At 64.1% G+C, this 25,641-nt stretch carries 20 protein-coding genes and 1 tRNA gene; 10 read left to right on the top strand and 11 right to left on the bottom strand.

Annotation, left to right across the window (positions count from 1 at the left end; translation table 11 throughout):
* Positions 1-16 precede the first annotated feature (16 nt).
* The 5 genes from ACK41V_RS03875 (at position 17) to ACK41V_RS03855 (ending at position 5,445) form a co-directional block, all read left to right on the top strand.
* Positions 17-1,282: a TRAP transporter large permease gene (locus ACK41V_RS03875; RefSeq protein ID WP_409778072.1), complete on the top strand. Its 1,266-nt coding sequence runs from the start codon at positions 17-19 to the stop codon at positions 1,280-1,282.
* A 93-nt stretch (positions 1,283-1,375) separates the two neighbouring features.
* Positions 1,376-2,377: a TRAP transporter substrate-binding protein gene (locus tag ACK41V_RS03870; RefSeq protein ID WP_409778070.1), complete on the top strand. Its 1,002-nt coding sequence runs from the start codon at positions 1,376-1,378 to the stop codon at positions 2,375-2,377.
* 182 nt (positions 2,378-2,559) lie between these two features.
* Positions 2,560-3,234, top strand: a complete 675-nt coding sequence (locus ACK41V_RS03865; RefSeq protein ID WP_409778067.1) for a GntR family transcriptional regulator — start codon at positions 2,560-2,562, stop codon at positions 3,232-3,234.
* Positions 3,235-3,574: 340 nt separating this feature from the next.
* Positions 3,575-5,065 carry an NAD-dependent succinate-semialdehyde dehydrogenase gene (locus tag ACK41V_RS03860; RefSeq protein ID WP_409778064.1) on the top strand — a complete coding sequence of 497 codons (1,491 nt, stop codon included), beginning with the start codon at positions 3,575-3,577 and terminating at the stop codon, positions 5,063-5,065.
* A 20-nt stretch (positions 5,066-5,085) separates the two neighbouring features.
* Complete coding sequence (locus ACK41V_RS03855; protein ID WP_409778061.1) at positions 5,086-5,445, top strand: hypothetical protein; 360 nt, start codon at positions 5,086-5,088, stop codon at positions 5,443-5,445.
* Positions 5,446-5,455: 10 nt separating this feature from the next.
* Here the strand turns inward: ACK41V_RS03855 and ACK41V_RS03850 are convergent, their stop codons facing one another.
* The 4 genes from ACK41V_RS03850 to ACK41V_RS03835 form a co-directional block, all read right to left on the bottom strand.
* Positions 5,456-6,610, bottom strand: coding sequence for an ROK family protein (locus ACK41V_RS03850; protein WP_409778058.1), 1,155 nt, complete (start codon positions 6,608-6,610; stop codon positions 5,456-5,458).
* Positions 6,611-6,812: 202 nt separating this feature from the next.
* Positions 6,813-6,886, bottom strand: a tRNA-Gly gene (locus tag ACK41V_RS03845).
* 68 nt (positions 6,887-6,954) lie between these two features.
* Complete coding sequence (locus tag ACK41V_RS03840; protein ID WP_409778055.1) at positions 6,955-8,997, bottom strand: Cache 3/Cache 2 fusion domain-containing protein; 2,043 nt, start codon at positions 8,995-8,997, stop codon at positions 6,955-6,957.
* 151 nt (positions 8,998-9,148) lie between these two features.
* A complete protein-coding gene (locus ACK41V_RS03835) occupies positions 9,149-10,060 on the bottom strand; it encodes a pseudouridine synthase (protein WP_409778053.1) in 912 nt (303 codons plus the stop codon).
* A 573-nt stretch (positions 10,061-10,633) separates the two neighbouring features.
* Here ACK41V_RS03835 and ACK41V_RS03830 point away from each other — a divergent pair.
* Positions 10,634-12,889, top strand: coding sequence for an AsmA family protein (locus tag ACK41V_RS03830; protein WP_409778315.1), 2,256 nt, complete (start codon positions 10,634-10,636; stop codon positions 12,887-12,889).
* 172 nt (positions 12,890-13,061) lie between these two features.
* Positions 13,062-13,577, top strand: a complete 516-nt coding sequence (locus ACK41V_RS03825; RefSeq protein WP_409778050.1) for a M23 family metallopeptidase — start codon at positions 13,062-13,064, stop codon at positions 13,575-13,577.
* A gap of 202 nt (positions 13,578-13,779) precedes the next feature.
* On the opposite strand, the gene ACK41V_RS03820 is transcribed toward ACK41V_RS03825, so the two are convergent.
* The 4 genes from ACK41V_RS03820 to ACK41V_RS03805 all read right to left on the bottom strand — a co-directional run bounded on the left by ACK41V_RS03820 (position 13,780) and on the right by ACK41V_RS03805 (position 21,218).
* Positions 13,780-17,091 (bottom strand): error-prone DNA polymerase, encoded by a 3,312-nt coding sequence (locus ACK41V_RS03820; protein WP_409778312.1) that lies wholly within the window; start codon positions 17,089-17,091, stop codon positions 13,780-13,782.
* Between the two features lie 58 nt (positions 17,092-17,149).
* Positions 17,150-18,760: a DNA polymerase Y family protein gene (locus tag ACK41V_RS03815; protein WP_409778048.1), complete on the bottom strand. Its 1,611-nt coding sequence runs from the start codon at positions 18,758-18,760 to the stop codon at positions 17,150-17,152.
* Positions 18,723-19,613 (bottom strand): translesion DNA synthesis-associated protein ImuA, encoded by an 891-nt coding sequence (imuA, locus tag ACK41V_RS03810; RefSeq protein WP_409778045.1) that lies wholly within the window; start codon positions 19,611-19,613, stop codon positions 18,723-18,725. The genes ACK41V_RS03815 and imuA overlap by 38 nt, the downstream gene beginning before the upstream one ends.
* A 294-nt stretch (positions 19,614-19,907) precedes the next feature.
* Positions 19,908-21,218: an HD-GYP domain-containing protein gene (locus ACK41V_RS03805; protein ID WP_409778042.1), complete on the bottom strand. Its 1,311-nt coding sequence runs from the start codon at positions 21,216-21,218 to the stop codon at positions 19,908-19,910.
* A gap of 559 nt (positions 21,219-21,777) precedes the next feature.
* Between ACK41V_RS03805 and ACK41V_RS03800 the strand changes: the two genes are divergently transcribed.
* From ACK41V_RS03800 to ACK41V_RS03790, 3 genes are all read left to right on the top strand, one after another.
* Complete coding sequence (locus tag ACK41V_RS03800) at positions 21,778-22,071, top strand: DUF4148 domain-containing protein (RefSeq protein ID WP_409778039.1); 294 nt, start codon at positions 21,778-21,780, stop codon at positions 22,069-22,071.
* Positions 22,072-22,139: 68 nt separating this feature from the next.
* Positions 22,140-22,433 carry a DUF4148 domain-containing protein gene (locus ACK41V_RS03795; protein ID WP_409778036.1) on the top strand — a complete coding sequence of 98 codons (294 nt, stop codon included), beginning with the start codon at positions 22,140-22,142 and terminating at the stop codon, positions 22,431-22,433.
* Between the two features lie 219 nt (positions 22,434-22,652).
* Positions 22,653-23,429 carry a hypothetical protein gene (locus tag ACK41V_RS03790; protein WP_409778033.1) on the top strand — a complete coding sequence of 259 codons (777 nt, stop codon included), beginning with the start codon at positions 22,653-22,655 and terminating at the stop codon, positions 23,427-23,429.
* A 115-nt stretch (positions 23,430-23,544) separates the two neighbouring features.
* Here ACK41V_RS03790 and ACK41V_RS03785 read toward each other — a convergent pair whose 3' ends face one another.
* The 3 genes from ACK41V_RS03785 to ACK41V_RS03775 all read right to left on the bottom strand — a co-directional run.
* The gene (locus tag ACK41V_RS03785) at positions 23,545-23,961 is read right to left on the bottom strand and encodes a F0F1 ATP synthase subunit epsilon (RefSeq protein ID WP_409778031.1); all 417 of its coding nucleotides are present in this window, start codon (positions 23,959-23,961) and stop codon (positions 23,545-23,547) included.
* Positions 23,962-24,042: 81 nt separating this feature from the next.
* A complete protein-coding gene (atpD, locus tag ACK41V_RS03780) occupies positions 24,043-25,473 on the bottom strand; it encodes a F0F1 ATP synthase subunit beta (RefSeq protein ID WP_409778028.1) in 1,431 nt (476 codons plus the stop codon).
* Positions 25,474-25,508: 35 nt separating this feature from the next.
* The coding region (locus ACK41V_RS03775) for a F0F1 ATP synthase subunit gamma (RefSeq protein ID WP_409778309.1) at positions 25,509-25,641 on the bottom strand (133 nt) is incomplete at its 5' end.

The raw sequence follows: 25,641 nt of genomic DNA, 5'->3' as shown, positions 1-25,641 counted from the left end.
GCCGCCGGAGCCCCCCATGATCACCACCCTGTTTTTCCTCGCCGTGCTGCTGGTGGGTGTGCCCATCGGGGTGTGCCTGTGCCTGGCGGGCATGGTGTACATCTTCAGCATTGGCAGCCCGGTGCTGTTCCAGTCCTACCCCATGCAGATGTTTGGCGGGGTGGATAGCTACGGGCTCATCGCGATTCCGCTGTTCATCCTGATCGGCGAGATCATGAACAGCGGCGGCATCACACGCCGACTGGTGGACCTGGCGATGGCCTTTGTCGGCTCGGTCAAAGGCGGGCTGGCGTACGTGAACATCCTGGCCAACATGCTGGTGTCGTCCATCATTGGCTCGGCAACCGCTCAAGTGGCCATCATGTCGCAGGTGATGGTGCCGCAGATGGAAAAACAGGGCTACGACAAGACCTTTGCAGCGGGCCTCACGGTGTATGGCGGCATGCTCGGGCCCATCATTCCGCCGTCGGTGATGTTTGTGGTGTACAGCGTGTTGGCGCAGGTAGCTGTGGGCGACATGCTGATCGCCGGCATCATCCCTGGCGTGCTGCTCACGGTGCTGTTCTTCATCGTGATCGCCCTGATGGGGCTCGTCTACGACTACCCCCGCAGCGAAAAGCGCACGCTGGCCCAGCGGGCGCGCACCGCCGCACAGGCCAGCCCCACGCTGCTGATCCCCATCGTCATCGTGGGCTCCATCCTGACTGGGCTGGCCAACCCCACCGAGTCTGCTGCCGTGGGCGCGGTCGCCTCGGTGCTGGTGGGGCGCTTTGTCACCAAAGAGTTTCACTTCAACGCACTGCCGCGCATCCTGCTGCGCTCGGCCATTTACTCAGCGGTGGTGCTGTTTCTGGTGGCGGCCGCGGCCGTGTTCTCGTGGCTGCTGATCTACGGCAAGGTGCCGCAGATGGTGGCCGCCTGGGTACAGACCGTGGCGCACGACCCCGTCACTTTTCTGCTGCTGGCCAATGTGATCCTGCTGGTCATCGGCACCGTGATCGACGGCATCCCCGGGCTCATCATGACCGTGCCGATCCTGCTGCCCATTGCCACCGAGGTCTACCACATCGACCCGCGCCACTTCGGCGTGGTGGTGGTGATCAACCTGGTGCTGGGGCTGATGACGCCCCCGGTGGGCCTGAGCTTCTTTGTCGCGTCTGCGGTGACCGGGGCCAAGCCCGGAAAGATGTTCATCGTCACGCTGCCGTTTTTCATCATCAGTTGCGTGGCGCTGGTGGTGCTTTCGCTGTTCCCCAGCCTGTCGCTGGCCCTGCTGGAGTAGGCCCGCCCCTCGCCCATCCTTTTCCAAACGGTTCCCCATCGTTTCCCCATCCCGTTCCCGTCCGTTCCCTTCCCCGACCCAGGAGAGTCCACCATGACCACTACCCGCCGCCAGTTCGTACAGCGCCACGCCGTGGCCGCTGCCGCCACCCTCGCCGCCCCGCTCGTGTTCGCACAGGGTGCAGGCGCCAAGGAGTTCCGCCTGGGCCTCATCACGCCCGCCGGGCATTCGTGGAACCGCGCCGCACTGCAGTTTGGCGAGGCCTTGAAGAAGGAAACCGACGGCCGCCTGAGCGTCACGGTCTTCCACTCAGGCCAGCTGGGCAACGAGGCCGCGATGATGCAGCAGCTGCAGTCGGGCGCGCTTGACATGGGCTGGATCCAGGCGGCCGAGCTGGGCTCGCGCGTCTCCAGCATCGCGGCCATCAACGCGCCCTACCTAGTGCGCTCGACGCCCGCTGTGGCCAAGCTGGTCAAGCACCCGGCCGCCACCAAGCTGCTGGAGGTGCTGCCGCGCGAGACGGGCACCATCGGCCTGGGCTGGGGCATCACCGGCATGCGCGCCGTGTTCTCCACCAAGGACATCACCGTGCCCACTGACATCAAGGGCATGAAGCTGCGCATCAACCCCACGCCCGTATACCGCGACTTCTACCAAATGCTGGGCGCCGCGCCCACGCCCATCCCCACACCCCAGGTGTTTGACGCGATGAGCAACGGCCAGGTCGATGGGCTGGAGGCGGACATCGAGTTCTCATGGAACCAGCGTTTTGACAAGGTCGCCAAGACCCTGCTGCAGATGAACGCCCTGTTCATGCCCTTCGCGCCGCTGGTCTCGGGCCGCATCTGGCAAGGGCTGGATGCCAAGGACAAGGACATCATCCGCAAGCTGGTGGCCCAGTCGCTTGATGCGCAGATCAACGACATCGTGACCACCGAGGCGGGCCTGATCGAGAAGTTCAAGGGAACGTCCATTGCCTTCAAGACAGCAGGGACGTTCAACCCCGACGGCATCATCCAGGAGTTCGACAAGCTGTGGCTGCCCAAGGCGCCGCAGATTGCCGAACTGCGGAAGGCGGGCGCCGGATTGGCGTGACTCCCCCTGAGTCGCCTTCGGCGCCCTCACCCCTCTCTCGCTGCGTGGGAGGGGGACGCACCCGGTGGCCCGGCAAAGCCGGTTCCACGGGCGCACTGGCCTATGCCGCGCCAGTTTCGCAGGGTGGGGGCCATTAAGATGCCTTGCGCAAGCCCCTGCCCTGACAATCAAACACCCCCGCCATGACACTCCCCAGCCCCGCCCCCCAGCAAGACCCCGCGCCCAAGCGGCGTGCGGCGGACGTGGCCTATGACGCCATCGAGACCATGATCTCCACCCTGCAGCTGCAACCCGGAAGCCCCGTGGTGGAGGCCGAAATCGCCGAAAGTACGGGCCTGGGCCGCACACCGGTGCGCGAGGCGCTGCTGCGCATGGTGTCGATAGGCCTCATCGTGCAGCAACCGCGCCGGGGGTTGCAGGTGTCCAACATCGACCTGGCCGACCACCTGGATGTCATCCAGACCCGCCGCGTGCTGGAGCGTCTGATCGCATCCTGCGCCGCACGACGCGCCACCGCGCCGCAGCGCCAGGCCATCGTGCGCTGCGCCGAAAAAATGGTGGAGGCGGCAGAGCGCGGCCATCTGGACGACTACATGCTGGCCGACCATGCGCTGGACGTGGTGGTGCACCAGGCCAGCCAGAACCACTCGGCCGTCAAATGTGTGGCGCCGCTCATCGTGCAATGTCGGCGCTTTTGGTATGCCTACCAACACGAAGGCGAGGTGTCGGAAGGCGCCCGCGCCCACATGCAGTTGGCCCAGGGCATTGCCAGCGGCGACGAAGCCCACGCCATGGCAGGCGCCGAGCAACTGATGGAGTACCTGGAGCGGTTTGCGCGGCGCATCATCGACCGGTAGTGGGGTGTTCGAGGTGGGTGCGACCTTGCATCACCGCACCGCAAACACTATTATTTTGATAGCTGTTAGCGCTTATTCATCAAGCGCTAGAGGCCAAAAAGACCTAAAAATTCGGACGCAGTGCCAGTATTGGCGCTGCAGCCATGACGGCCCAGGTCACATCCCTCCCGGCATGCGCACCGCACGATGCCCCTGATGCCGTTGCCACATTGGCGACCCGTGTTGCGGCACTGCCCATGCTAGCCTTTGGCTAAATGCCTGCAGCCCCCTACGGCGTGCCTTGATCGCTCCATTTTTTCTGTTCTTTCTCTCCTTCGTCACCTCTCCCGGAAACACTCCCATGGACATGAAGACATCCCCCCTCGCCCAGCTCAACGACCCCAGCTTGCTCAAGACCGATGGCCTGATCAACGGCCAGTGGGTGGCAGGAAGCAGCCGTTTTGATGTGAACGACCCGGCCACGGGCCTGAAGCTGGCGGACGTGGCCAACCTGGGCCCGAAAGACGCAGAAGCCGCCATTGCCGCCGCCAACGCCGCCTGGCCCGCCTGGAAAACCAAGACCGCCAAGGAGCGCAGCATCATCCTGCGCAAGTGGTTCGACCTGCTCATGGCCAATCAGGACGACCTGGGCCGCATCATGACCGCCGAACAAGGCAAGCCCCTGGCCGAAGCCAAGGGCGAAGTGGCCTATGGTGCGAGTTTTGTAGAGTGGTTTGCCGAAGAGGCCAAGCGCATCAACGGCGAGACCCTGCCCCAGTTCGACAACAGCCGCCGCTTGCTGGTGCTCAAGCAACCCATCGGCGTGTGCGCTGCTATCACGCCATGGAACTTCCCGCTGGCGATGATCACGCGCAAGGTCGCGCCCGCGTTGGCCGCAGGTTGCCCCGTGGTCATCAAGCCTGCCGAGTTGACCCCGCTCACCGCCCTGGCCGCCGCCGAGCTGGCCCTGCGCGCAGGCATCCCGGCGGGCGTGTTCAACATCCTGCCGGCCGACAGCGACAACTCCATTGCCATCGGCAAGGTGCTGTGCGCGAGCAACGTGGTGCGCCACATCAGCTTTACGGGCTCCACCGAGGTGGGCCGCATCCTGATGGCGCAGTCGGCCCCTACTGTCAAGAAGATGTCGCTGGAACTGGGCGGCAACGCGCCCTTCATCGTGTTTGACGACGCGGACATCGACAGCGCTGTGGAAGGCGCGTTTGCCAGCAAATACCGCAACGCGGGCCAGACCTGCGTGTGCACCAACCGCTTTTATGTGCAGGAAGGCGTGTACGACGAGTTTGTGGCCAAGTTCGCCGCCAAAGTCAAAACAGCCAAGGTGGGCAACGGCTTTGAAGACGGTGTGAACCAGGGCCCGCTGATCGAGGAAGCCGCGTTGACCAAGGTGCAGCGCCATGTGGACGACGCCATTGCCAAGGGTGGCCAGGTGGTGGCAGGCGGCCAGCGCCTCACCAGTCTGGGATCAGGCCAGTTCTTTGAGCCCACCGTAGTGGCCAACGCCACGGCCGACATGCTGTGCGCGCGCGAGGAAACCTTTGGCCCCTTCGCCCCGGTCTTCAAGTTCAAGACCGAACAGGAAGCCATCGACGCGGCCAACAACACCGAGTTCGGCCTGGCCAGCTACTTCTACAGCCGCGATGTGGGCCGCATCTTCCGCGTGACCGAGGCGCTGGAGTACGGCATGGTCGGCGCCAACGTGGGCATCCTGGCCACCGAGCATGTGCCGTTTGGCGGCGTCAAGCAATCGGGCCTGGGCCGCGAAGGATCGCATTACGGCATGGACGACTATGTGGAGATCAAGTACCTGTGCCTGGGGGATATCTTGAAATGACCCCAAGGGAACCCACCGTCATGAAAGCCTTGCTCCTTACGCTGCTGACCGCAGCGACTGCCGTTGCGCATGCGCAAACATTCCAGCTCGACGTCTTCGAGAACCACGGCAACACCTACTACGCCATGGTGCCGACCGACAAGGCGCAGGATACCGACGCCATCGGACGGGCGGCCTACAAGTTCTGCGCAGACCAGAACAAGGGCACCTGCCACATCAAGATCTGGTCCGATAGCCTGGACAAGCCCAGGGGGCAGCCCCACCACCCCCGCTACAACGACAACCAGCTCGCCGACTACACCCACGGGCATCGCGGCGCCGCCGGGACGCTCTTTAACTGCAAGATCGTCAAGAGCGCCAGCCTCTGCTACCAGCGCTGAACGCTCCACCCTATCCCTGCGCATCCGGCGTATCGCGCCGGTTCGTGAAGCTGGCATTGCCCAGGCCGGTGCCCACCGTCAACACAGCCCAGCGTTCCACATCCTGCATGAAGGGCATTTCAGACAAGCCCTGCACCACCGCGTCGTTGTGCAGGCACACCTGGGTGCGGCCATCACCGATGTGCGGCAGCCGCTCGCACAAATCGCGCGGCAGGTGAAAACGCGTGCTCTCCCAGTTGCCCGGCAGGTTCTGGGTGCCACCGGCCAAAGAGCCGTCTTCCACGATCAGGCCCGGGCAGGCCACGCCAATGTAGGGCGCCAGGCGGATCTTCTTTTTGTCGGCATAGGCGATCAGGCCTTCCAGCATGGTGGCAATGCCGTCCACCAGTTCGTCGCGCTTAGGCTCGTCATCGGCATGGACCCATTTTTCTCGGCGCACGACCTCGGCCAAAGACATGTCGGGCGCGCGGTGCAAGTGCGTTTGCACAATGCCGCAGCGCACATTGGTGCCGCCAATGTCCACGGCCAAAATGGCGTCGTAGCTTTGCAGTAACGCCGGTGGCGCCAGATGCACCCAGCCAATCAGCCCGCCCTCGTCTGAATGGTGGCGCAGCGTGCGCAGTTCAACCGGCACCTTCTCGGCCTTCAGGATTTTGTCGGCGCGCGCGATGGCGCCGCTACCCACCTCACTTTGGTGAAAGCCGCCACCGATGATGATGCGCTCCACGCCGCGCCAGGTCTTCTGCTTGAGAAAGCGCTGAACCACATGCGCTAGCTGCAGCGCATAGTCTTCTGACGCAGCCTCGATGGCTTGCGCAGCAATGCCATCTTTTTCGAGCAAGGCGTCGAGCCGGTGTTTGCTGAGTTCACGCGTGGGCTTGTCGCCCATCGGGTCTTTGCCATCCATGGAGGTGAAGAGCTGGCGCCAGGCATCCAGCATGTGACGAAACGCCGTGCGACTGGCCACATCGCCCACAAAGCCATCACCATCCCGCAGCTCCAGGCTATAGCCCTCGATGACCACCGACGCCAGCCGCATGTCGCCATGCGGCCCGACGATGCCCAGCTCGCGCTGGGCCTTGGCGTCCTTTGCTTGGCTGGTTGCACTGGGCTTGGTCGTGCCACCAGACCGTTTGTTTGCTGTGTCCTTGTCCTTGGAAGCCATTCATTTCCTCATACGAAGAGGACCCCGATGCAGGGCCATCCGAGCATGGTGCTGCAGACGGCGGCGAAGGAACGTCAGTCAATGTCTTGACATGGCGCAGCCAAAATGGCGCGCAGCAAGGCGATTACCGCGCATGACACGCGGTACCAGCGATGAAACAGATATGGGGAAAGGGAGAAGACAGTCAGCCAGAGGCGATGGCTGGAGCGGGTGAAGGGAATCGAACCCTCGTATGAAGCTTGGGAAGCTGCCGTTCTACCATTGAACTACACCCGCACAGGCCGCATTATAGGCATGCCCCAAAGCGTTCCCGGCAGCCTGCCGCAGCGTCAAAAAAGGCCCGCCTACGCGCCAAGCCGTGCTTGACCCAGCTTTCGAGCCGCCACCGCAGGCGATGCGCTGGGGGCGCGGCCGTGGTCAGCCGCGTGGCCCAAATTGAACTGCGCCACGGCGGTCACCATCTGCTCGGCCTGCACGCGCAGGCTGCTGGCGGCGGCGGCCATTTCTTCGACCAGTGCGGCGTTCTGCTGGGTGGTCTGGTCCAGTTGCGTCACCGCTTCGCCCACTTGGCCGACGCCTGCGGTCTGCTCATTGCTGGCGGCGCTGATCTCCGAGACCATGTCGGCCACGCGCTGGATGGAGCTGACCACTTCCTGCATGGTGCTGCCCGCCTGATCGGCCAGCACAGTGCCCTGCTGCACCATCGCGCTGCTGACGCCGATCAACTCTTTGATGGCCTTGGCTTCGGCGGCGGTTCGCTGAGCCAGGTTGCGCACCTCAGCGGCCACCACGGCAAAGCCGCGGCCTTGTTCGCCCGCACGGGCTGCTTCGACCGCTGCGTTGAGCGCGAGGATGTTGGTCTGAAACGCAATGCCGTCGATCACACCGATGATGTCGGCAATCTTCTGGCTGCTGTTGTTGATGTCCTGCATGGTGCTAACCACTTTGGACACCACTTCGCCACCTTGCGCGGCCACGCGGCTGGCGCCCACAGCCAGCTGGTTGGCTTGGCTGGCGCTGTCGGCGTTGTGGCGAATGGTGGCGCCCAGTTGCTCCATGCTGGCAGCCGTTTGCTCCAGCGAACTGGCCTGGCTTTCGGTGCGGCCGGACAGGTCTTGGTTGCCTTGGGCGATTTCGGTGCTGGCCGACGACACACTGTCGGCGCTGGTGCGCACCGTGCTCAGGCTTTCGACCAACCGGACGCGAAAGCCTTCCATGGCCTGGGCCAGGCTGCCGATTTCGTCGCGGGATTTCAGGGTGACCGCGTGTGTGAGGTCGCCTTGCGCCAGGTAGCCCAGCGCGGTGCTCAGTTGCTGCACGGGCGCGCCCACCAGGCGGCGCGTGGCAACCACCAGCACCACCGTCAGCAAAACCAGCGCGACCAACACACCCAGCCACAGCCAGGTGAGCACGCCACGCGCTTCGCCCATCATTTCAGACACTGGTGCCTCGGCCACGATGGCCCAGCTCCAGGGCTTGTAGCGCTCCACGGCCACAAAACGCGTGGCGTTGTCACCGTCGCCGCTGCGGCGTGGCGACCAGGACGTTTCAAAATCACCGGTTTGCTCAACGCCCGACAGCGACGCCAGCCATGCCTTGGCGTCGTCCACTTTCTCATCGACCTTGAGTGCCGCGTTAGCGCCTGGCAACCCCAACACACTGCCCCGTGCCGGGCCTGCCGAGATATTGACCGCGTAGACAGCGCCCGTCGCAAACAGTTTTTGCCCCGCCATCACGGTGTTGAGCTTGCCCAGAATCGGGCTAATGTCCGAACCGATGAACAGGATGCCGATGGTGCGGTTGCCTTCGCGGATGGGTTCGTACACCGTCATGTATTCACGGCCAAACAGGTTCGCGCGGCCGATGAAGGTTTTGCCTTCGTTCATCAGCTCGTACGCGGGGTGTTTGCGGTCCAGCAGGGTTTTGTAGGCGCGGTCGCCATCTTGCTTTTTGAGTGAGGTCGTCACGCGGATGAAGTCGTCGCCCGTGCGTGCAAAGATGGTGGCCACAGCACCCATGCTGTCTTTGGAAAAGCGGTCCACCACTTCAAAATCGCCGTTCAGCGCCGCGCCCTGAAACGCCAGCGTGGCCTCGGGTTTTCCGTCAGCCCCCGGCACTTCGCTGAGCGAAAATTCGCCCGGGAAATTGGCCTTGAACAGGGTGAAATCGCGCTTGGCCTGGTCTTGGGCAGTTTCGTCAAATGTTTGCACCAGCGTGCGCAACTGGGCCGCGTGTTGTTGGGCATCGCTGCGCGATAGCCGTCCAAAGTTTTGCCAAAGCAGTGCACTGACAATGCCCATGGTGATGAGCAACACAAGCAGCAGGCTGAGCAGCGCCGTGAGCGACAGTTTGAAGGCGACGGAGCGGTGTGGGGTGGTGGGGTTCATATTGTTTTCTTATGCAATTCCGAGCCCTCCGCCCGGATCAGGTAACCAAGTTACCTTAACTGTGTGCAAAAACAAAATCCACACCAAGGCCATGGCCGCGCAAGGGACACCCCGTTTGTGGCAGTCGGCCTTGTGCTAGTAGTGGAAAACCCTAATGTCCTGCGCGAAGCCGCTGCCTGCTTTCGAACACCCGCTGTTCGCCCGTGAGGGGGTCCACAAACGCCAATGACCGTGCCAGCAGCTGCAGCGGACGCGAATAGTCGCCCTCGGCGGGGTCGTTGACCACCGGATAAAGCGGATCGTTGCGCAGCGCAAGACCCAGCGCCGCCATGTGCACGCGCAACTGGTGCCGTTTGCCGGTGACGGGCGACAGGCGGTAAAGGGCCCAGTCCCCCGCCACCTCCAGCACGTGCATGTGCGTATGGCTGTTGGGCTCGCCGGGAACTTCGTGCATGCGAAAAAACTGTGCGCTTTCTTCCAGTCGACTGATGTGGTCGCGCGGAAACGCCACATCCGCGCGCCACGGCGCAATGGCGTCGTAGTGTTTGGTGATCTGGCGGTCGCGAAACAGCGCATGGTAGGCGCCCCGCGTGTGTGGCTGCACCGACAGCAGTACCAGCCCGGCGGTGTCGCGGTCGATGCGATGCAAAGGCGCAAGCTCTGGCAAGCCCAGCTGGCGCTTGAGGCGCACCAGCAGCGTGTTGTGCAGATAGCGGCCTGAGGGCGTGACGGGCATGAAGTGCGGCTTGTCGGCCACCACCAGGTGATCGTCCTGGTACAGCACCGTTTCGGAACCAGGCAAAACAGGCTCTGTGGGCAGCGTGCGGTAGTAATACAGGCGCAAACTGCCTTCAAACGGCCGCTCAGGCACCACGGGGTCGCCGCGCTCGTCCACCACGTCACCCGCCAACATGCGCCGTACCCATTCTTCGCGCGCCACCCCCGGCAGTCGCTGCACCAAAAAATCCAGCATGTGGCCCTGCCCATGGACGGGCAGGGCCACACAGCTGGCGCTTACGCCATCGCGCACGGGCAAAACCGGAGAAGGACGGGGATGGTGCATGGCGTGCAGATTGTAGGAGCTGCCACATGCGGACTATCAAAACAATAGCTGCTAGCGCTTATTGGATAAGCGCTAGAGGCCAAAAAAACTCAAAATCAAGCACCAAAGCCATCAAAAACCTGTGACAGATAGGACGTCCGGCCCGCCGCCGTGCGCTGCTTGGTACAACCACCCATGCCGCAAAGGTAATCTGGTAACACTGGGGTTTCACCGCTTTGTCCGCCTGCCCGAGCTGCGCGAAAAACTGTTCTCCGCGCTCTGACACACTGACCGGCGCGGCGCCCCAGCTGAGCCGCGTTGGTTCAGCCCCGCTTTGTAGGACAAGCGCGTTACTCGTCGCGAGCGCGCCTTTGTCTGGCGTCGAATCTGCGCGACCGGGCTTAGCATGGTTTGCCATGCCCGAGACCCACACATCCCCCCCCCTCCACCCCTCCTGTGGCCCCACAACCCGCGCACGCGTCCCCGTTGAAGAACAAGTCATCGCGCAGCGCCACCGTCCGCAAGGTTCTGTCCATCGCACTGCTGGCAGTGGGGGGGCTGGTGCTGGGGTTTCTGGTGGTTGCCACCCTTGCGATGTCGCAGCTGGACCGCATGCGGCCCTGGGTGAATGACCAAGTCAGCGAAGCCACGGGGCGTCGCTTTGAAGTGCAGGGGTCTCTCTCGGCATCGTGGCAATGGCCACAGCCGCTCGAAGACGGCTGGAGGCGCTGGATACCCGGTGTGACCGTCCAAGCCGAGCGCTTGGTGATGGACAACCCTGCTGGCTTCAGCCCGCCCTTTGCGGGCGATGACCGCAAGGGCAACAAGGCCAGCCGCAAAACGGCCCCAAAGGAAAACAAGGACGCTGGCAACGACGCCAACCAACCGGGCAACCCTGCCGACAACAACACAAGAACACCCACCACGGCCACACAAGCAGACAGCCCCACCATGGCGAGCATCGACCGCGCCACGGCCAGCATACAGCTGTGGCCGCTGTTGGCGCGCCACCTGGCGGTGGACACCGTGACACTGCAGCACCCCGAGATCGCGCTGGCGCGCACCGCGGACGGCAGCAACAACTGGACTTTCAAGCGCAAGGATGAAGAAGCGCCCCGCGGCCGCTGGACGTTTGATGTGGACCGCGTAGTGATCAGCGAAGGCCTGCTGGCCTATGCCGATGGCGTGAAGGACCTGGATCTGCAGGCGCGCTTGCAAACCACCGAACCCACCGTGGACCAGGCCGCTACAGGGGCGGCAGCACGCGCCGCGTCGCCAGCGACCGCCATGGTGGCAGCTTCGGCGTCTGAAACTGCTTCAGCTCCCATCGCCCCCTCGTCCGCCCCCAACGCAGGCGCGGAACGCGCAGCACCTGGGCGCTACGGATTGCGCTTTCAGCTGGAAGGCCGTTTCGCCAAAGCCCAGGTACAGGGCAGCGGACAAGCGGGCCATGTGATCAGTTTGCGCGACAAGGTGGTGGACTATCCACTGCAGATTGAACTGTCTGCAGGCAACGTGGCCTTGTCGGCCGAGGGCATCCTGGCCAATCCAGGCGCACTGTCTGGGCTGGACTTTGACGTGGCACTGCGCGGCGACAGCATGGCGGACCTTTACGACGTGACGGGGCTGGTGCTGCCCAGCACCCCGGCTTTTAAAACACGCGGACGTTTGACCGGCAGCCTGGAGCCCGAACGCGCCGTGTGGGAGTACACCGATTTCCGCGGCAAGGTGGGCGAGAGCGACCTGCAAGGCTCGCTCAAATACACGTCGGGCAAACCGCGCCCGCGGCTGACGGGCACCATGACATCCAACCAGTTGCGCCTGGCTGACCTGGGCCCTTCTATCGGGACCAGCAAGCCCTCCAACACCAACCGTGGCCGCAATCCCCAGGGCAGAGTGCTGCCCGACGCCAAATTTGCCGCCGAGCGCTGGAACGCGATGGACATGGACATCGTGTTCAAAGGCCGCCAAATCATTCGCCCCGAGAGCCTGCCGCTGGAGAACCTGAGCCTGCGCGCCGTGATGGAAAACGCGCAACTCAAGCTCGCGCCCCTCACGTTTGGCGTTGCGCAAGGGCAGATTGAATCCCAGGTCCACATTGACGGACGCACCGCACCGCTCAAGGCGCAGATACGCGGCACCGTTCAAGGGCTGCAGCTGTCGGCCCTGTTCCCCAAGGTGGAACTCATGAAAAAGAGCATGGGCCGCATGGACGGCGCCGTAGCCCTGGAGAGCACCGGCGACAGCCTGGGCGGGCTGCTGGGCAACGGCACCGGCGAAATGCGGCTGTATGTGCGCGAAGGCACGCTGAGCAAGCAGATGCTGGACCTTGCCGCGTTGAACGTGGGCAGCATCATCGTGGGCCGCCTGTTTGGCGACGACAAGGAAGTGCACCTGCGCTGCGCGGTGGCGGACTTCACGGTGCTGAACGGGCTGGCGACAGCGCGCGTGGTCAAGATGAGCACCGATGACGCCATCGTGGAGGCCACCGGCACCATCGACCTGGGCACAGAGGAGATGAACATGCGCATCAAGCCCGAGTCGCTGGAGTGGAAGTTCTTCTCTCTGCGCTCGCCCCTGTATGTAAAGGGCACATTTGGCAACCCAGACATCGGGGTCGAAGCAGGTCCGCTGCTGCTGCGCGCGGGTGCAGCGGTGGTGGCCGCCGTCGTAGCGCCTGCCGCGCTGGCGCTGCTGCCCGTCACGGTGCCTGCGGCCGACGATGACACCTACTGCAAACCCCTGCTGGACCTGGGCAGGCAACCCGTGCAATCCGGCGCCAAGGGTGCGGCGGGTACGGACTCTCAACCCGCGCGGCGCGCCGCCAGCCAACCGGGCACGCCGCGCTGACCTGTGCGGGTGCCCGGCCGCTAGCGGAGTAGCAAGGCAAGCGGTGGTGCAGACCACCGCTTCCAAAGGTGCCGCAGGTGACTGGGGTGTACGTGCGCCGATGAATATCATGGCCGCCCACCGTCTCTGATTGCGCACCGCTGTGCCGCGCCCGTATCTGCCTCCGCTCGCCATGAAAAAACCGTTGAAAACCCTGTGCCTTGGCCTGCTGCTGGTGCTTGCCGCGGGCTTGGTGGTGCCTGAGCGGGTGAAGATTCCGGTAGCCGGGGCGTCGACCACGGACTGGAACGCGCGGTCGTTCTGGTTTGAGCCCTGGGGCAGCTCGGGGGTGCACAAGGGCATCGACATCTTTGGCAAGGCGGGAACGGCGGTGCTCAGCACCACGGACGGCATCGTGCTCTTTGCGGGCGAGCTGGCCAAGGGCGGCAAGGTGGTGCTGGTGTTGGGGCCCCGCTGGCGGCTGCACTACTTTGCGCACCTTGATGCCATTGACACCCACGCCCTGGCCCCCGTGGCCTCAGGCGGCCGCATCGGCACGCTGGGCGCCAGCGGCAATGCGCAGGGCAAGCCGCCACACCTGCACTATTCCATCGTGCGGTTGCTGCCTGCACCGTGGAAGATGGATGGCGCCACACAGGGCTACAAGAAGGCGTTTTTCATCGACCCGAACGTTTATCTGCGGGAATGAAGCGGGCTGGGCGCAGCCCCTTCTAGGCCAACCTCACGCCATCCAGCACCCTTCATACGGATGGAAGATGGATTCGCGTTCGATCCATCAAAACCGTTCGGGCTGAGCTTGTCGAAGCCTCGCGCAGCGCTTCCAAAGCCTTTCCTGAGCCTGTCGAAGGGCTCAGCGTGAACGGATTTTTGTTTTTGAATGCAAACCGGTATCAATGAAAATCCCGGCTCCCCTGCAGCGCCTGGGCCATGCGCCCCAGCAGCGGGGTCAGGTCCTTGAACCGCTGGGCCACCAGATGGCGCACGACCATGGGAGCGGCGGACCCCGTCTGTGATGATGCAGCACCGGACAACGGCGCACCTCCTCCCCCTTCCGGCACGCTGCACTGCCACAGGCCTTCCACCGCCAACAGTTGCGAGCGCAGCAGCGCATTGCGCCAGGTGTCGACCAGTGCAGGCCACACGATCACGTTGACGGGGCCGGTCTCGTCTTCCAGCGTGACAAACATCGTCCCTTTGGCCGTGCCGGGGCGCTGGCGCACGGTGACGATGCCGCAGGCCCGCACCTTGCGGCCGTTGGGTATGTTGTTAAGTTGCAGCGCGGTCTGCAGGCGCCAGCGGTCCAGGCGGGGGCGCAGCAGGGCCAGCGGGTGGCGGCGCAGCGTGAGGCCGGTGGCGGCGTAATCAAACAGGATCTCTTCGCCCTCGGGCGCCTCCGGCAACTGCAGGGGCGCTTCGTGCACGGGCACGTCGCGCAACAAGGGCGGCGCGCTGTGCTGCGCGGCCGCATCCCACATCTGCTGGCGCCGGTGGCCAGACAGGCCGGCCAGTGCATCGGCTGCGGCCAGGGCCTGCAGGTCTTGCTGGCTCAGCTGTGCGCGCAGGGCCAGGTCTTCGGTGTTGGCAAAGGCGGGGCCTGTGGCGCGGGCTGCGATCAGGCGTTCGGCAGCATCTTTGTGCAGACTGCCCACCAGCCTCAGGCCCAGGCGCACGGCGGGCTGCGGCAGTGGCGGCGTGCCCAGTCCACGCGCAGGGCGCAGCGGCTCTGGCGTGCCCTCCAGCGTGCAGTCGATGTCGCTCTCGGTCACGTCGATGGGCAGCACGCGCACACCGTGGCGGCGCGCGTCCTGCACCAGTTGCGAGGCGGTGTAAAAGCCCATGGGCAGCGAGTTGAGCAGCGCGGCCAGGAAACACGCGGGCTCGTGGCATTTGAGCCAGCTGCTGGCATAGGCCAGCAAGGCAAAGCTGTGGGCGTGGCTTTCCGGAAAGCCGTATTCACCGAAACCAAGCATCTGCTGAAAGATGCGGTCGGCAAACTCTGCCGGATAGCCATTGAGTTCCATGCCCTGCTTGAGGGGTTCTTCAAACCGGTGCACGCCGCCCTTGCGCTTCCAGGCCGCCATCGACCGGCGCAGGTCGTCCGCCATGCCCGCCGAGAACCCGGCTGCCACCATGGCGATCTGCATCACCTGTTCCTGAAAAATCGGCACGCCCAGCGTGCGTTCAAGCGCCTCACGCAACCGCGGGTGCTCCAGGGGAAACGGATGGTTGTTGCCTGCAAGCTTCAGTTGCCGCCTGAGTTCGCGCGCCTTCAGATACGGGTGCACCATGCCGCCCTGAATCGGCCCGGGCCTCACGATGGCCACCTCCACCACCAGGTCATAGAACTCGCGCGGCTGCAGGCGCGGCAGCATGCTCATCTGCGCGCGGCTCTCGATCTGGAACACGCCCACCGTGTCGGCCGCGCAGATCATGTCGTAGGTGGCTGGGTCTTCATGGGGAATCTCCTTGAGTCCCCAGCGCTCGCCGCGCAAGACCGCACGCAGGTTCAGGCAGCGGCGCAGCGCGCTGAGCATGCCCAGCGCCAGCACATCGACCTTGAGCAGGCCCATGGCATCCAGGTCGTCTTTGTCCCACTGGATGATGGAGCGCTTGTCCATGCTGGCGGGCTCCACCGGCACCAGCCGTGTGAGCTTGCCCTGCGTGAGCACAAAGCCGCCCACATGCTGGCTCAGGTGGCGCGGAAAACCTTTCAAGTCCGCCGCCAGCTCCAGCCACAGTTGGGCGGTGTGGCGGTGCAGCGGCGCGCCCACGGTGTGGGCCAGCTCCTGCAGCCGGTCGGTCGCGATCTCCTCGTCAAACCAGTGGTGGTCTTTGGCAAACGCATCGACCAGCACGGGCGCCACGCCCAGGGCCTTGCCCACATCGCGCAGGGCACTGCGGGTGCGGTAGGTGGTGACCACGGCGGCAATGGCGGCGCGGTCGCGGCCGTATTTGTCGTAGATGTACTGGATGACCTCTTCGCGCCGGTCGTGCTCAAAGTCCACGTCGATGTCGGGTGGCTCCTTGCGCTCTTTGCTGATGAAACGCTCGAACAGCAGGTGTGAGTTTTCAGGCGGAACGGCGGTGATGCCCAGCATGTAGCAGACCACCGAATTGGCAGCTGACCCGCGGCCCTGGCACAGGATGCCCTCGCTGCGTGCGTAGCGCACGATGTCATGCACCGTGAGGAAGTACATCTCGTACTGGCAGTGCGCAATCAGGTCCAGCTCTTTGCGGATCTGCGCCTGCACCTTCTCGGGCGCGCCCAGTGGGTATGCGCCCTGCACGCCCACCTGCACCAGCCAGGCCAGCGCTTGCGCAGGCGTCATGCCTTCGGGCACCGTCTCCAGCGGGTATTGGTACGTGATCTCCTTCAGGTTGAAAGTGCAGCGCCCCGCCACCGTGATCGTGGCGGCCAGCAGATCGGGCGGGTAGATGCCGGCCAGCCGCACACGCTGGCGCAGGTGGCGTTCGGCATTGGGCTGCAGCGCAAAGCCGCACTCGGCCACGTTGCGCCCCAGCTGCACGGCGGTGATCACGTCCTGCAGCGGCTTGCGTGAGCGAGCGTGCATGTGCACATCACCGGCTGCCACCAGCGGCAAGCCCAGTTCAGCCCCCACACGTTGCAAAGTCGCCAGCCACAGGCTGTCGTCCGGGGCCAGGTGCAGTTCGACCGCCAACCAGATGTGGCCATCAAAATTTGAGTCAAATTGGCCTCTAGCGCTTGATATACAAGCGCTTATAGCTATCAAATTAGAATCATCAAACTGTTGCCGGATCGGGGCCAGCAGCAGCTCGCACCCTTGCAGCAATCCCCAGGGGCTGCGCGGGCCCACGTGGTACTGCCCCTTGGGTGCGGCCGCGCGGGCAGTGGTGATGAACTCGCACAGGTTGCCCCAGCCCTCGGCATCGCGCGCCAGGGCCACCAGCCGCAAGTCGTCACCCCACAAAAACTCACTGCCCACGATGAGGTGCAGGCCACATTCCTTGGCGGCCTCCCAGGCGCGCACCACGCCCGCCACCGAACATTCATCGGTGAGCGCCAGGGCCTGGTAGCCCAGTTCTGCAGCGCGCGCCACCAGTTCTTGCGGGTGTGATGCGCCGCGCTGAAAGCTGAAGTTGGACAGGCAATGCAGCTCGGCATACCCCGGTAAAGGCGGCGGCGAAGGAGACGAAGGCGACGAGGGCAGCGCTGGCTGCATGGCAGGTGCCAGGGTGTTGCGGGGTGGATGGGGTATGCGGGATACAGGCGCCATCACATCACCCAAAAATACCGTGCAGGAACCAGCGCTGGGACGGTGCCGCCGTCTGGCCATGAGTCTGGCCATGAAGGGGGTCATGACTCTGTCCACCCGCATGCGGCGCCAGCCGTTCGCGAAACACCCACACCAAGCCCACCACATCGTTGTGCGCCACAAAGTAGTCGCGCAGGGCCAGGCCGGTGCAGGCCGTGGAGGGATGGGAGGGATGGGATAGGGGGTTGGCGCCATCGCCACCCTCGTCGGCGGCTGACCACCAGCCTGCCTCAAACCGGTGCGGCCCCGCCAGCAGGCGCAGCAAACCATGGTGACAAGGGCGGTTGCCCTGCACCGCCAGCCGCCGGGGCGGGCGCAACAGCCAGGTGGGCCACAGCGTGGCATCGGGGGCGTTCGGGCCGGATGCGGTGGCAGGGGTTGAACTGCTGGGGGCAGTACAGGCGCGCCCCAGCACCTCGGCCGCCGGGCGCCACTGCTGCATGCGTTCAGGGCGGTGGTCAGCCTGCAGCACGGGCGCCAGCACATGGTCGGCGCCCAGGCGGGCCGACAGGCGCTCCAGCAACTGGTGCAGGGCTTCGCCCGGCGCGCCAGCGGCGTCACTGCGCCTATCACCCCAATCTCCTGGCGGCAGCAGGCTGGCACTGCGGTGCGGCAGCGGGGCCGATTCGAGCAGGCGCAGCGTGATCTGGTTGGCTGGTGCGGCCAGCGTGGTGCGCGCCAGGTTTTCAGCCAACAGCCGCCGCAGGTGTGCCATGTCGTGGGTGGCCTGGGCAGTGCGCACCGGCAGGGCCCGCGTGGGCGCAATGGCCACCCCGTCGATGCGCCGCAGGTCGTGGCGCCAGGACAGCTCCATCGCCAGCACGCCTTGCTGGCGCGCCTGCAGCCAGCTTTGCAGGGCTATCAGGCAGCGGCTGGCGCTCCACAGCAGGGCATCGGCCGACTCGGCCAGGGCGGGCAGCTCGGCGGTCAACTCAAACTGTTCGGGCAGCTCCAGCCAGGCATGGGCCTCGGGGGCATCGCCATAGGCCTGGTCCAGCACCCGCAGCACTCCGGCCCCCAAACGCCGCGCCACCCCGGCACGCGGCAACGCCCGCAGCGCGCCCCAGGTGCGGCAGCCCATGCGCTCCAGGCTGGGCACATGCGGGCGCAAGGCGGTCAGCGTGTGCAAGGGCCAGTTATCCAGCTTCTGCACTGCGGGCTTGCGCCCTGCCAGCGCCATGCGCAACCCGGCCTGGGCCACCAGTGCCGTGGGGCCGCAGCCCCAGACGGGTGGTGCGCAAAGCGGTGGTTCATACAAAGCAGGCCCTGCGTGGGCACTCTGCCCAACGCGTCCAGTCGCCGTTGTCGCTGTTGTTGTCGTTATGGCTGGGGCGGCCACACACTGGGCAGAGGCCTCGGCCCAGGCCTGCAGTACCTGCGCCATCAGCGCTTCGCGCCCGCCCCACAGCCGCTCGGTGGTGGACACCTCCAGCAGCACGGCCTCGCCATCCACCAGCGCCACGCGCGGGGTAAAGCGCAGCGCCCACCAGCCAGCCACAGCGGTGGGCACCGCCCCTGCAGATGGCGCCGATGCCGCCTCATCGCACCAGGGCAATGGCAGCGCGATCCAGTGCATGCCCCCTCCCCTCTGGCCCTGCGCTCTGCAACACCAACGACGCCAGAGCCCCTAATGACGAGCGCATAGGCAGCGCCTCCAATCGCTGACCCGCCACCGCAGCGCGGCCTGCCACCCCAACGCTGGCCACCTCCTGCGCGGCACGTCGGCGTTTGGCCTGTGCGGTCAGCACCTGAGCCAGCAGCGGATGGCAGCCCGGCAGATCCAGCCCCTGCGCCAAGGGCGGCCCCCGGCGCTTGAGGATCTGCACCTGCATGCCGGGCGATGCGGTGGCATCCCCCGGCAAGGCCAGCCCCTGCACTAGCAGCCGCAACAAGGCGGGCGACGCCTGCGGCGCCACATGGGCAGGGCGAAACACCCAAAGCAACTGCTCTTGCTGCGCCGCCGCCAGTTGCAGCCTGCGCAAGGCCGCGGGCTGCGCCTGCGGCAGCCAGGCCATCACGGCCAGTACATCGCGACAGCGCAGCGCCTGCTCGGCCGCCCACAACGCAGCAGTAGCGGAATCGGCCCGCACCAGGCACATCCGCCCGGCCAACAGGCCCTGCGCCTGCAGCGCCGGGCCAAAGGGCTCGCACGGCGGAGCCACCACCACCACGGCACCCGTACGGCGGGCTGTGGCCTGCGCCAGCGCGGGCAGTACCAATTGCCATTCGTGCAGACCCGCTGTGGGTTGAAGGACCTCGCTCAGCGCCCCCACCGGCCAGCCCCCGCCAGGCAGTTGGGTATCTAGCGCCGCAGACCCCGTGGGCAGCACCTGTTGCTGGCCCGCACCCAGGGCGTCCGCATGCCAGACACCGGGTACGGCGGACGGCAGGTCGAACGCAACCCGCAGAGAGGGGCGTAGCGCGGGCATGGTGGTGAGGGGTGGCTAGAAAACACAAACACTGTTAATATAACCAGTATTTTGACGCATAATGGCGCCTGCCGGGCAAGACTTTTTTTATGGTGGAGGTTTTGGAACCAGCGTCGCTGGCGAAGCGCACAAAGCAACTGTCGGTTGACAGTGAGGCGCGCCAAAACCCACCGCGGTTTCGAGGTTCAGGCGCAACCCATAACCCAGCGTGGACAACACGGCCACATAAAACCGCCTGCTCAGCGCAACGCGGGTGACATGAAGCCGGTGTGGTCGATCATTGGAAAACGCGTTCTACAACCTGCGCACAGCCCAGTCGCACCAATCGGCCACTGCCGCATCGTCCGGCGTTGCACGCTCTGCCAGCTGGGGCCAGCGGCGATGGCTGGCGTTCAGGATGGTTTGCAGTTGCCATAAAGCCTCGCGCCCCACCAGCGCGACTTCAGCCATGCCAATGGCGTCGCCCTGCAGTTGCGCCATCAGCTCACTCTGTTGCTGGGGGTGTGATCCGGCTTCCACCAGGGCTTTTTGCAATGCCAGCAAGCGCGCATCCGCAAACGCAAAAGCGCTGCCTGTCGGGGCTTTGGCAGCCACTCCGTCAGGCAGGGCCGCCTTGAGTTGCTCCCAGTAGCTAAACGCTTCAGCCAGCAAATCGATCTGGCGCGTGGCATCGTTGCCCAGGGGCATCAGCGCGGATTCGCGGGCCACTTCTTCCTGCAGCAGAGGCAGGATGAAGGCCACCAGGGTCGATGGGAATTTGCGGTGGTTGAGCCGCAGCACCAGCGACAGGCGCTGCGCGGGCATGTCGTCGTACTTTTCATAGAACGCAGCCACGACCTCCGCCAACAGCAAGATGCGTCCCATGGGGGTGATGTCGGCACCAGCCAGGGCACGCGGGTAACCACTGCCGTCCATGCGCTCGTGGTGTTCCAGCACGGCCACTTCGGCCGACCGCGGGTACGCCTGGGTATCGCGGATCATCAACATGGCCGAGATGGGATGGGCCACCAGGTGTTTGCGCTGCACGCCCACCACTTTGTTCTCCGGATCGTCCCAGGCAGGGTCCATGTGCAGCACGCCCAGATCGTGCAGCAAGGCCGCTGCAGCCAGGGTGCCGCAGTCGCGCTCAGACAGCCCACTTTTGATGCCCAGAAACACGGCCACGGTCATCATCTGCAGGCTGTGCTGAAAGAGTTGGGGCCGCTGATCGCGCATCACCGTGAGCTTGCACGCCATGGAGGCGGGCAACGGCAGCGAGCGCAGAGGCGCCAACAGGCGCGCGGCCGACCCCAGGGCCTCTGCCAGCATGCTGAGGAGCGCATCCTGCTCGGTCAGTGTCTGCGCGGCAGACAACAAGGCGGGCACATCCACCGGGTTTTCGATGGACAGATGGCGGTCAATGGGCTCGCGCAGCTTGTGCTGCACCAGTCGGTCGTACAGGCGGCTGTCGATGCGGGCGCCCTTCTCTACCAGCTTGATGCCGTTGTCGGTGTAGATGGCGGCCCCAGCCACGACGGCCCGCTGGTCTGCCATGTCGGTCAGAGCGCGCAGGTAATGGGGGCTATCGGCAGTGTCGATGCCGTCTGGGGCAGAGGAATCTGTCATGCAAGGAACACAAAAAGTTACCTTGAACTATAGAGCTTGAGCTTGCGGCCCACTGACACAACGTATTTATCGGTGTGCATTGATTTGACACTGATCAAGGGGACGTTGCACCCCGTCTGCATCTTGGATGGCGATCCAGAAAATAGTGCTGAAAATTCTCCGAATGCGATCCAGTGCACTGACAAGATCCAGCCCGCAAGGACGCATTGCGAAGGCTTAGAACGTGGCTTTTGCTCTTTTCATCAGCCTGTCATTGTCCTGAAAACCCGCAAGGGTTTATGTGGAGAACCGGCTATTTTCCCTGCGTTTTTCTTCGCACCAGAAGTCAGTCACGGGTAAACCCTGAAAAGTTCCCGCGCCATTATTTCCAAAACTGGAACAGTTAGTTTGCGACCCGGTGGTTTTTCTTTGACCATCAACGGCGTACAGTTCAACCCATCGATGAGCCGAACCCGCTAAGGCGACTCACCGAACCCGGGTTGGAGCAGCAGGTTTTGATCTCGCTCCTCCCCAGTTGATTTGAGCCGTTTTGCTTGTCTACTTTTTTAGGATGAACACCATGAACACCACCGCACGTTTCCTCTCCATCGCCGCTGTTGCCGCTTTCGCTTCTTTTGGCGCCCAGGCTGACGAAGCCGATGCTTCGCAATTTGCCACCAAGTTTGAAACCAACCGCACCCGCGCCGAAGTGCAAGCCGAAGCCGCCACCGTCGCTCAGACCCGCTCCATTGAGCCCGCAGGTTCGCGTGTGGTGACTTACAAGTCGACGGCCGTCCGTGCTGCGGTGCGTGCCCAGGCGGCTGAAGCGCTGCGCACCGGCCAGATTCCTTCTGGCGAAATCGGCTCCATGTAAGTGGCCGCTCCGTTTGAGTCGCCCCGTTTCACTGCCCCCCATTTTTTGAACCCTTCAGGAGTTTCACCATGAACAAGACCGCACGTTTCATCTCCCTCGCCGCTGTAGCTGCTTTCACTGCCTTCGGCGCCCAAGCTGACGAAGCCGACGCTTCGCAGTTCGCCACCAAGTTCGAAACCAGCCGCACCCGCGCTGAAGTGATGGCGGAAGCCTCCACCGTGTCGCAAACCAGTGGTGCCATCCCGGTGGGTTCGCGTGCCCTGGTCTACACCTCCACGGCTGACCGCGGTGCTGTGAATGCCCAGGCGGTTGACGCGCTGCGCACTGGCAAAATCTCTTCGGGCGAAATCGGCTCGCTGTAATTCGCCTGGTCTGTGCTGCGGCGCAGACTCTGGATTGCAAATGCATAAAGGCCGAGGCCCCGCGAGGGGCCTCGGCCTTTTTTAACGCCTGCAGCAATCGCCGGCAAGCGCACACAAGCAAAGCACAATGGACCCGAACACACCACCCAGTACGCAATGCGAGCCTATCGATCCATCGACCACGTGATGTTGCGCTTACACGCACACGCGGTAGAGCCCTTGTTCGAGCTGTTCACCCGCACCTTGGCGCTGCCCGTGGCGTGGCCGCTGCAGCGCACAGAGTTCGCGACCTACGGCTGGGTCCACGTGGGCAACACGGACCTAGAACTGTGGGCGGCGGCCTCCAACGCGGATCTGCCGAATCACGCGCGGCCTCCGCTTTTCCACGGCTTCGCGCTGGAACCCGCACTGCCACTGGCCCACGCCATAGAGCACATCACCGCATCCGGCATCACCTGCAAACCCGCCCGCGCTTTCGAAAGCACCAACCCCAGTGGCGTACAAGTCACCAACTTCACCAATTCCGTTCTGCTCGACCTGTCCGCGCCGAGCTGTTGTGTGTTCTTGTGCGAGTGGAGCCCCTTTGCGACCATCTACCCATGGAAGGAGCCCGTCACACCGGTGCAGCGCCGTTCGCAGCTTGGCACCGAGTTGCAGGCTCATGGCGGCGGGCCACTCGGACTGTTGGGGTTACAAACCATCCACATGGGGACGCCCAGCCTGAAAGAACACCTGCGCCAATCGCAGGCCCTCACTGGTTCAACGGGTCATCCGATACAGCTAACTCCTGAGATCACCCTGTCGCTTTCTCCTGCTCAGCATTTGCGAATCGAATCGCTGACGTTGGCGGTGCGCTCGCTGGACGTTGCTCGGAGCTTTCTGAACAGCCGTCAACTGCTGGAAATGGACACGGGCACGGCGGTCACCGTATCATGGGGCGGAGTGCAACTGCGTTTTACAGAACCAACGCCCAGGGTCCGCTCAAGCGTCGACTGAAAGGTGCAATCGCCGTGGACTGCAACGACCGCACCGCAGGTCAGGCAGGCATAAAAAAACCCGGCATTGCCGGGTTTTTCGCTGATACCGGGTCCGCGCACACGCGGACATCGGATCACTTCTTTTGACGGAACTTGCGCAGCGCGGCAATCTGGGCAGCCATCACTGTCAGCTCAGACTGGGCGCGGGCCAAATCAATCTCGCTCTTGGCGTTCTTGAGCGCTTCTTCGGCCGATGCCTTGGCGGCGTTGGCCTTCTCGTCGTCCAGGTCCTTGCCGCGGATGGCGGTGTCGGACAGCACGGTCACGCAGTTGGGTTGCACTTCCAGAATGCCACCGGCCACGAACACGAACTCTTCGCTGCCGTCGGCCATTTCGATGCGCACCGAGCCCGGCTTGATGCGGGTGATCAGCGGGGTGTGGCGGGGAAAGATGCCCAGTTCGCCAGACTCGCCCGGCAACGCGACAAAGCGTGCTTCACCGGAGAAGATGGACTCTTCGGCACTGACCACATCAACGTGGATGGTGTTCATCATTGCTCCTAGGGAAAGAGGGTTTGCTTGATTGCGCATGAAGGCCGGGCCGCTTTTAAGGGCGACTCAGCCATCGGGCAATCAGGCCACCTTCTTGGCCTTTTCGAAGGCTTCGTCGATGGTACCGACCATGTAGAACGCCTGTTCTGGCAGGTGATCGCACTCGCCGGCCACGATCATCTTGAAACCACGGATGGTTTCCGACAGAGGAACGTACTTGCCTGGCGAACCCGTGAACACTTCGGCCACGTGGAAAGGCTGCGACAGGAAACGCTGGATCTTGCGCGCGCGGGCCACGGCCAGCTTGTCGTCAGGAGCCAGTTCGTCCATGCCCAGAATGGCGATGATGTCGCGCAGTTCCTTGTAGCGCTGCAGCGTGCCTTGCACCGCGCGTGCCGTGGCGTAGTGGTCTTCGCCCACGACGTTCGGGTCCAGCTGGCGGCTGGTGGAGTCCAGAGGATCCACGGCAGGGTAGATACCCAGCGAAGCGATGTCACGGGACAGCACCACGGTGGAATCCAAGTGAGCGAAGGTCGTGGCAGGCGATGGGTCGGTCAAGTCATCGGCAGGCACGTAAACGGCCTGGATGGAAGTGATCGAACCGACCTTGGTCGAGGTGATGCGCTCTTGCAGACGGCCCATTTCTTCGGCCAGCGTAGGCTGGTAGCCCACGGCGGAAGGCATACGGCCCAGCAGAGCGGACACTTCGGTACCGGCCAGCGTGTAGCGGTAGATGTTGTCCACGAAGAACAGCACATCACGGCCTTCGTCACGGAAGGATTCCGCGATGGTCAGACCGGTCAGCGCGACGCGCAGACGGTTGCCTGGGGGCTCATTCATCTGGCCGTAGACCATGGCGACCTTCGACTCTTCGAGCTTCTCCAGGTTCACCACGCCGGAATCGGCCATTTCATGGTAAAAGTCGTTCCCTTCGCGGGTACGCTCGCCCACCCCTGCGAACACCGACAGACCCGAGTGGGCCTTGGCGATGTTGTTGATGAGTTCCATCATGTTCACGGTCTTGCCAACACCGGCGCCACCGAACAGACCCACCTTGCCGCCCTTGGCGAACGGGCAGACCAAGTCGATCACCTTGATGCCGGTTTCCAGCAACTCTTGCGATGGCGACAGTTCGTCGTACGCAGGGGCCTTGCGGTGAATCGATGCCGTCAGTTCCTGGCTCACGGGACCACGCTCGTCGATGGGCGCGCCCAGCACGTCCATGATGCGGCCCAGCGTCGCCTTGCCCACGGGCACGGTGATGGCGTTGCCGGTGTTGGTCACCATGATGCCGCGGCGCAGGCCGTCGGACGAACCCAGCGCGATGGTACGCACCACGCCGTCGCCCAGCTGCTGTTGCACTTCCAGGGTCAGGGTCGAACCTTCGAGCTTCAGAGCGTCGTAAATCTTGGGCATCTGGTCGCGTGGGAACTCAACGTCCACCACCGCGCCGATACATTGAACAATCTTGCCCTGAACGCCTGCGTTCACTTGGGAATTCTCTTGAGCCATTTTTCTCGCTCCAATTTAGATGTTGGTTGAGCTGCTTACACAGCAGCGGCGCCAGCCACGATTTCCGAAAGTTCTTTCGTGATCGCTGCCTGGCGCGTCTTGTTGTAGACCAGCTTCAACTCGCCAATGACGCTGCCGGCGTTGTCGGTGGCGGCCTTCATGGCCACC

It is taken from the genome of Acidovorax sp. (genome assembly GCF_046291265.1).
Classification (GTDB): Bacteria; Pseudomonadota; Gammaproteobacteria; order Burkholderiales; family Burkholderiaceae_C; genus Acidovorax.
Note: the sequence above shows the minus strand (reverse complement) of the source record. Positions and strands in the feature narration are given on the sequence as shown.